General features: G+C 40.5%; 3 protein-coding genes. All 3 read left to right on the forward strand.

From position 1 onward, the window contains the following. Window positions 1-360 precede the first annotated feature (360 nt). Window positions 361-1,920: an accessory Sec system glycosyltransferase Asp1 gene (gene asp1 / locus FC32_RS05180; RefSeq protein ID WP_025087886.1), complete on the forward strand. Its 1,560-nt coding sequence runs from the start codon at window positions 361-363 to the stop codon at window positions 1,918-1,920. Beyond that, window positions 1,917-3,401 (forward strand): glycosyltransferase, encoded by a 1,485-nt coding sequence (locus FC32_RS05185; RefSeq protein ID WP_025087887.1) that lies wholly within the window; start codon window positions 1,917-1,919, stop codon window positions 3,399-3,401. Before asp1 ends, FC32_RS05185 begins: the two co-directional genes overlap by 4 nt. A gap of 21 nt (window positions 3,402-3,422) precedes the next feature. Next, window positions 3,423-8,770 (forward strand): KxYKxGKxW signal peptide domain-containing protein (locus FC32_RS05190; RefSeq protein WP_082587122.1); only part of this gene is annotated, 5,348 nt, incomplete at its 3' end.

Genomic DNA, 8,770 nt, shown 5'->3' on the forward strand with positions numbered 1-8,770 from the left:
ATGACTTTGTCACATAATAAGAAAAAAGCAGAAATAACTTTAAGTTTTTGTTGAAATAAAATTAATAAAAGTTGCTTTTGACTAGTAAATAAAAATTAATTATTTTAAATTGATAAATTTATATAAGTTACTTCTTTAGAAAAAACAAAAATTATTTGTTGAATAAAAACGCAAAAATTGCACAAATCAACACAAATTTTGAAAGTGATGTGTTGAATAAAAAAATTTAGATTTATAATGTCAGTATTGTTACATAAAGCTTTTAAATTTGATCTACTTTTACATATTAAGCACAATATGTTGCTAAATTAATAAAACAGTATTTTTGAATCAGGATGCAAAATAACGGAGGGGTCATTAATGATATACTTTATCAATTTTGGTATGCCAGACCATAAATCAGGGATCGAGCATGCTGAAGTAAAGCGAATCAAGCTTTTCGAGCACTATCAAGTACCATGTCGTTTAGTTGTTAGAGATTGGAATAAGAATTTACATGAGACCGCAAATGCTGCCGGAATCGATGACAAACATTTGTTAGGGATGTTTGATTTCTTCCAAGAAGCTCAAGAAGTTCCAGCTAAAACTATTAAGGTCAATGATCTTGATTTTGGCTTAAGAAACTTGACGATCACAGAAGAAAACGAAAAATCACGCTATCTTGTTAAGCGCCAAAATGGCAAGTTAGTAGCACGCGTTAATTATGATAAAAACGCAGATAAACGGGTCGTTTCGACGGAACTTTTTGATGGCTATAACAATCTTTATCGAGTTGATCTTTATGATTCACGTGGCTTTTGTTCCTTACGTCAATGGTATACACCAGATAATAAGATCGGGAGCGAAGAATGGCTGACCCCAGATGGTAGAAGTGTGATTCGCACCTTTTATAAATTTGATATTCACAATAAACTTACAAAAACAGGTTGGCTTTTACGTGACAAAAATCACGAAGTCCACACATTTGACACCTTAGATCAATTCTTTGAATATTTCTTAAACCGGATCAATGAACAAGGAAAAAATGTTTTTGTTCTTGACCGTTCCTTATTAGCAGATGGTGCTTTAACACGTTTGAAACGTCCTGCTTATACGGTACTTCACTTACACAATTCCCAAGCAGGCGATTCACAAGATCCAATGCATTCTATCGTTAATAATAATTATGAATATTCATTAGCTAATATCGACAGCTATTCAGCGGTCGTTTCGGCGACAAAACGGCAAACTGATGACGTGATCGCACGCTTTAAACCAGTGGCCAAAAGTTTCACAATTCCAGTTGGGATCGTACCCGATGAAACTTTACGAGCACCACAAGTAAAAGAAGATGCACGGACATTTGGTAAGGTGGTAGCCGTGGCACGGATCGCACACGAAAAGCGGTTAGACGATCTAGTGCGCGCAATTGCTTTGGTTAAAGAAGAAGTTTCCGAAGTGACTCTTGATCTCTATGGTTACGCTGACCCAAGTAATAATTACCAAGAAAAACGCAAAGTTGTTGAAACGATCAATGAACTAGGTGTAAACGATATTGTTAAATTTAAGGGCTATACTTCAAATATCGGCGAAGTTTTGGATAAGGCGCAGATCTTTGGGTTGACCTCACGCATGGAAGGCTTTAATTTGGCGATCATGGAAGCCATCTCACATGGTGTAGTTGGGGTAACTTATGACGTCAATTATGGTCCTAATGATATCGTTCAAGATGAACACAATGGTTATATTGTTGACTACGGTGATTATCAAGCTTTAGCACAAAAGATGATCAAACTATTTAAAGATAAAAAATTAATGCAAGAATTTAGTACAAATGCTTACAGTTCAAGCGAACGTTATTCTAACGAAAATGTTTGGCATGCTTGGCAAGAACTTTTGAAAGATGCAAATGAAACGTTGAAAGGAGATGTCACGAAATGATTTATTTAGTCGGTGAAAATGTTTTTTCATTTAACTCAGGGACTGAATTTTCGCAATTTGAACGACTTAAAGCCTTTAACGAACAAGGGTTTAAAACAAAGCTATTGTTGCGTAACTATAGTCGCATGCTCGCTAAGGACATGGAAAAACATGGGATCGCTAAAGAAAATGTCATCAACATGTATGACTATTTTCAAGAGACGGTGGCATTAGAGCGAACAGAAAAACCATTACGTTTACTTGATAGTATGGCACTTAAAGACTATCACATTGTGGGGATCGACAATAACATCTCTGAATTGCGTTACCAAGGAAAAGTGATCGGTAAAGTTCATGTCATGCCAGAAACGATTGGGTTAGTTGGTGTGATCGAATACTTTGATAGTTTAGGGCACACAACGCTTAAAGAACACTGGGATTGGCGTGGTTTTCGCTCGATGGTCGAAACTTATCATCCTAATGGGGAAATTGCGACCCAAGAATATCTCAAACAAGATGGAACGATCGCACTTGAAGTCGTACACATGCAGATCGGCGATAAAGTTTTACCATCAAGTTGGAAATTGCCTAACTATAAAGGTCAGACCTATGTTTTTGATACGCAAGACCAGTTATTTACGTTCTTTTTAAATGAGGTAAATGCTAGTGAACCTGGGATCTTTATCTCAGATCGGCGTACGCTTGATAACAGTGTGGCTAATGTGATCAATGCTAAGCAAAAATTAGCCTTTATTCACAGCGCACCATTTGTGGATAACAAAAATGTGCAAGCAGGGATCGTGCCAAGTTATCGGGATGTTTTAACAAATCAAAAATTTGACCAGGTACTTTTCCCAACCAAACAAGCTGCTGATCAAGTAAAAGAATTTTTACCTAATGGTGTAGCTCCTGGTTTTGCGCCCGATAGTTGGGTGACACCAGTCAAAGAGGCTAAGCAATTGACCGCTCAAAAAACGCTTGTCTATGTAGGGCGCTTAGCTGAAGAAAAAAATATCGGTGATTTATTAAAGACTTTTAAATATTTACATGACCAAGATAAGACCTTACGGCTTAAGTTACAAGGATACTTCTCTAGCCAAGCTTACCGTGAACGATTACAAAAATTAGTCGCAGAACTAAAAATAAAAGATGTTGTGACTTTTATGAACTATGATTTAGATCTAAGTATTTATGCTAAAGCTACTTTATTTGTAAACACAAGTGATAGCGAAGGTTTAGGGATGAATATGTTAGAAAGTATGGCTCATGCAGTTCCAGTTATTAGTTACGCAGTTCCATATACCAAAGACGACCTGATCAAAGACGGTGAAAATGGTTTTAACGTTAAAAATAAGACACCAAAGATCTTGGCTAACAAGATAGCTGATGTCCTTAGTTCACCTACTGAATATCAAAAATTATCAAATGGTGCTTTAATGACCGCTAAAAAACACAGTAAAAAAGCTTTTATTGACGCTTGGCAACAAGTATTATCTTTCTAAATTCCTAAGGGGGTAGAGATCGTGAAAAGAAATAGAAACTTATTTAGTGAAGGTAAATTAAAGAAACGTTACAAAATGTACAAGGCTGGTAAGAGTTGGATGGTTGCCCCGATCGTTTTCTTCTCATTAGGGGCCTTTAGCATTACGAGTCCTGTAAATGCAGATCAAGTGGCTCAAGCAGCTACGACTGAAGATAGTTCGGTCTATACGACGAGCTCATCAGCGCCAACTAGTGCAAGTGAGAATACGTCTGATACAAGTAGTAGTGCTAGTCAAAGTGATCAAGCTACTTCTAGTACATCGGCAAAGATAGCGCAAACGTCAGCAACGAGTACTGCGACCCAAAGTGCGGAAGATACTAATGATACCTCGGTCGCGTTGACTGCAAGTGAAACTTCCTCACAAAGTAGTGTCGTAACGGCTGATCTTTCGACTACAAGTGATAGTTCAAGTAGTACCGCAAGTGATGCTAGCACTGAAGTCACTTCAGAAGCTGATAGTGCAGTTTCATCTGCTAGTGAAACACAAAATTTAACTCAAGTAAGTGAAGCTACTTCAAGTGTGGCTGAAGAAAACACGACTAAGCCAGCTTCAGAAGTAACAGCCACAACTGATGTTGCTACTGCATCACTAGCTTCGAGCGAACATGATAATAGCTCACAAGCAAGTTCCGAAGTAACTAGTTCACTTGCAAGTTCTGTGAGTGATACGTCTCTTGGCACGACAAGTGCAGCATCATCTGATGCTACTAGTGAAGATAGTACTACTTCAGAAACAACAACAAGTGAGGCTGACCTTCAAACACTTAGTTTATTAGCAACGACCCAAAGTGATGCATCTAGTGATGCCGCACTTGCCGAATCAAAGGTGCAGACTTTGGCAGCTACAAGTACTGATGCAACTACAAGTACGACAAGTGGAGACGATGATGATTCGGTCAATGTTTCAACAGCAGCAGAATTATTAGCTGCTTTGAAAGGAACAGCTTCCACGATCAATGTTACGGCAGATATCAACTTTGGGGCAACGTATAGCTCCGGTCAGTATATTACTGATGCCTCAGCGATAAGAGATGTAACGATCAATGGTAATGGTCACAGTATTGATTTTGGTGAGGGCTACGTAACTTTCAATACGAGTTCCTCCGAATCAATGAATTTGACGATCAATGATTGGAACATGTATGTTGCTGAAGGTTGGGGCGGTATTTCGATCAACAGTGATACTTCCAATGGTGGTGTTAGTTCATTAGATTCAGGGGTAACACAAACAATCACATTTAATAATGTAAATTATACTGGTGCTCAAGTCATATATACTCAAACGGCAAAAGTTATCTTATCTGGGGAAGGTACTTATAAATCTGTTTATAGCTATACGTCACCATTTGGTGGGACTGTAAAGACACAAAATGTTCGTAACGTCCAACAAAACTTTGAAAGTCCCCAAGTTGAGATCACAGATGGTGCTAACATCACCATGGAATCGACTTATGCTGGTAATCTGACGATCGCAGGCACTGATTCATATTTGAAAATTGGTAAAGATGTTACTTTGAATTTGATCCAATCAAATTCCGGGACTAAACCAACTTATACACCAGGTGTTAATGGTAGTACTAACACTACTGCACTTCCAATGATCTATTTGGAAGGAACAATGACGGTCGGTGAAGGGTCTACGATCACCTTGACGACAGATAATTATTCTAGTGGTTATTTGAGTAAGGCGAATGGCTTGATCGATATTGAAAGTGGATCGTTAGAGTTAGCAAAAGACGCTAAGATAAGTATCACTTCGACTTCTGCTAACACGCTAGGGATCCCACTGGTCTATTTAAGTGATTCTGACAGCTCATTAGTGATCAATGAAGGAGCTGAGTTAAATCTTAACAGCTCTACGCTAAGTACTACGAGCTCTGATATCTACATGGCTGGTGGTACGTTGCGGATCGTTGGAACTGGTGCAGCATTAAATATCACAAACACTGGGACAGCTTCTAAAGGAAATATTTATCAAGGTAATAATTCGAAGATCTTCGTTAATAATGGTGGTAGTTTAAATATCACTAATACCGCAGCCTCTGCTTCTAAAACGGATACTTTGATCAATATTGCTGGTACGGGCACATTATCGTTTGGCAAAGATTCAAACGTTACCTTAAAAGGTGTGACCGGTAAAACAACGTTGATCAGCGCTGCCAGTGGGGCTACGGTCACGATCTATCGCCCGGCTGATGTTATTTTTGATAATACTAGTGCCGCTAGTGGATCAAAAATTTTTAGCTTTAATGGTAATGTTACTGGGGAATATGTCAATATTAAAACTTCTGCAGATGGTTCAACGCTTGGACCATATAAAACAGCGACCTATACTGTTACAACAAGTGGGACTTCTTCTTCAAGTACAGCACAAGTCGTTGGCTTAGATGATGCTTCTACAACGGCTGGTAAAAATATTGCCGATAGTTTAGGAACTACAAGTTACCTAGAATATACCTATAAAGATATTACTAATGAGATCACGATCGATTCTGCTGATCAGGTCACAAGTAATACAGTATCGATCAGTGGGACAACTGAACCAAACGCTTATGTATCTTTGCACTATTATAACGATGATGGTACGCTTTCAACGATCGATGGGGTAGACTACACTTTGACGTATCCTGGTGATACCAGTGCAAATTATATAGTCCAAGCTGATGAAAATGGTAAATGGACGATCGAATTACATGGGACCCTTGATGCCAACAAGATCTTAGTCGCAAGTTCAATGTATGACTTTATTGAAGCTTTTGCGACGACATATATCAGTGATACTACAAAGACTGATTATTCTGCGATCTTATCAGGTGCTAGTGGGATCGTGTCATTAGCTTCTAGTGCTGCTAGTCAAGCAGGGATCACTTCAGATGCAGCTAGCTCTTTAGCAACCAAAAATACTTCGCTCGCTAGTCTAGGTGAAGTTGTTAAAGCTGATGTTGCTAGCTATGACTCGGCTTACGATGTGGGATCTAGTGCGGCAGCAAATGCATTGAACGCTTTACAAAGTTCAATGGCAGCAAGTGATGCGACTGATAATGGTGATACCGATGTGGCAAGTTCAGCTGCTAGCGCACAATCATCATATGCAAGTGCAGCAATTTCAGAAGCAGCCGTAGCAAGTTCAGCTACTAGTGCTGCCTCTAGTGTAGCTAGTGCGATCACTGAAACAATGGATAAAATGGCAGACTTAGCTGAAGATATTTTAACTGGGGTAGCAACTGCTCAAAGCGAATATGTAAGTAGTTTAGCAACACAAGCATCTTCTGCGAAAGCAACAGCATCAAGTGCAAGTGCAGCAATTTCAGCAGCTGCAGATTCTGTAGCTGACGCAACTTCAACTTTAAGTAGTGCGGCAAGTACTTTATCGCAAGCATCAGGTTCTGATCCAGTGATTACAAGTGGTTCAGCTAAAGCTTCAAGTTATGCCAGTGCAGCTACAGCATATACGGATAGTATGGCTGATTTAGGAACCTTCAGTGAAATAGCCTTGCCAAGTAGCGGAAAGTATACAAGTACCGCAACAACTGCAACTATTGCTGCGTCACTTTTGAAAAGCGCTGTGGAAGATTTAGCATCAGGTGATATGAGTGCAGCTGCTAATAATGAATCAGCTGCGGCAGCATTAAAGCTTGATAGTGGTATTTCTAGCTTAGCTCAAGCTACTTCGTCGGCAGCAACACAAGCTACTACAATGAGTTCCCAAGCTGCAGCAGCTACAAGTTTAGCGCAAGATGCCACATCAACGGCAACAGATTCCTTTATGGATGCAGCTTTAGTGACAACACGGAGCGAACAATTAGCCACGAGTGAAGCTAGCTCTTCAGCAGCCACATATCCAACTGAAATTAGCGATAGCATTGATTCAATTGCTGCGATTGCAGATGAAATTAATTCGATGGCAGCACAATACCCTACAGATAGTGTAATCAGTGCAGCTGTTTCCGCCGCTTCTAGTGCAGCAAGTGTTGCAAGTGAAGCAGCTACTGATGCTTCTAGTGCCGTAACAAATGCATCGAGTGCTGCCAGTGCCGCTGATGATGAATATGCAGTTGCATCAGCAGCTAAAGAGTCCTATGTAGGTTTGACAGGTAGCGAGTTAGAAGCTCAAAAGACAGCTATTTCAGCAGCCGCAAGTGCAGCTACAAGCTTAGCAACGGTAGCTGATACAGATCGTCAGACTGCATCAAGTGCAGCTGACCGTGCTAAACAAGCATTACAAGCACTCGAATTAGAATTAGTTGCTGCTTATGACGCAGTTGCTCAAAATAAAGCAAGTGAAGCGGATAGTTCAGCACAGTTAGCTTCAAGCGCAACAACTACGGCTTCAGATAGTGCTTCTCAAGCAGGTAGTTATGCTGCAAATGCTTCTGAAAGTGCAAGTCAAGCTTCTAGTGCTGCTCAAAAAGCAGGAAGCACTGCAACTGAAATTACTTCGATTGTCAGTGAATATTTAAGTGATGCTGCAGTTTCTGCTGCAGTATCGACGGCAAAATCCGCTGCTAGCGTTGCAAGTCAAGCTGCAAGCAATGCCGCAAGTGCAGCTACGGTAGCTACTAATGCTGCTAGTGATGCACAAACTGCAAATTCTGCCGCAAGTGTAGCTAGTCAAGCAGCATCTGAGGCCGCAAGTGTAGCTCAAAGCGCTGCAGCAATTGCTGATAGTTTAGCTAATGCAAGTTCTGCTGATAGCGCAGCTGTTCAATCTGCCGCAAGTGCTGCAAGTTCCGCAGCAGTGGTTGCAAGTTCTGCTGCAGTAAACGCAAGTGCCGCTCAAAGTGAAGCTGATTATCAAGATAGTATTGCCAAAAGCGCTGCAGAAGAAGCTGCTAAATTTGCTAGTGCAGCCCAAGTAGCTTTAGATGAAGTAAATGCGGCTCAAAGTGATGCTCAAAAAGCAATGGATCAAGTAGATGCTAATAGTTCTGCTAGCACTGCAAGTCAAGCTGCCAGTGAAGCCGATGTTTCAAGTGTGAAGACAAGTGAATATGCTTCCGCAGCTAGCTCTGCTGCTAATGAAGCCCATAGCTATGCTGATAATGCCTCAGAAAGTGCAAATCAAGCATCAAGTGCAGCATCTACTGCAGATAGTACAGCGCAAGACATCGCAGACTTAGCAAGTGAACGACCAAATAATGCTGGTGTAGCTAATGCAGCTTCCACCGCTTCTAGTGCTGCGAGTGTAGCAAGCTCAGCTGCCTCAGCTTCATCCAGTGCAGCAAGTGTGGCAAGTTCCGCAGCCGATGAAGCAACGAAGAACTACGAAGAAGCAAGTCAAGCAGACTCAATAGCAAGTTCTGCCGCTTCAGTCGCCAATAATGCAGC

The organism is Ligilactobacillus apodemi DSM 16634 = JCM 16172 (assembly GCF_001434405.1).
Classification (GTDB): Bacteria; Bacillota; Bacilli; order Lactobacillales; family Lactobacillaceae; genus Ligilactobacillus; species Ligilactobacillus apodemi.

Bases quoted from the DNA above. Each gene is read 5' to 3' on its own strand.
- FC32_RS05185 (WP_025087887.1), top strand. From the start codon at position 1,917: ATGATTTATTTAGTCGGTGAAAATGTTTTTTCATTTAACTCAGGGACT.
- asp1 (WP_025087886.1), top strand. From the start codon at position 361: ATGATATACTTTATCAATTTTGGTATGCCAGACCATAAATCAGGGATC.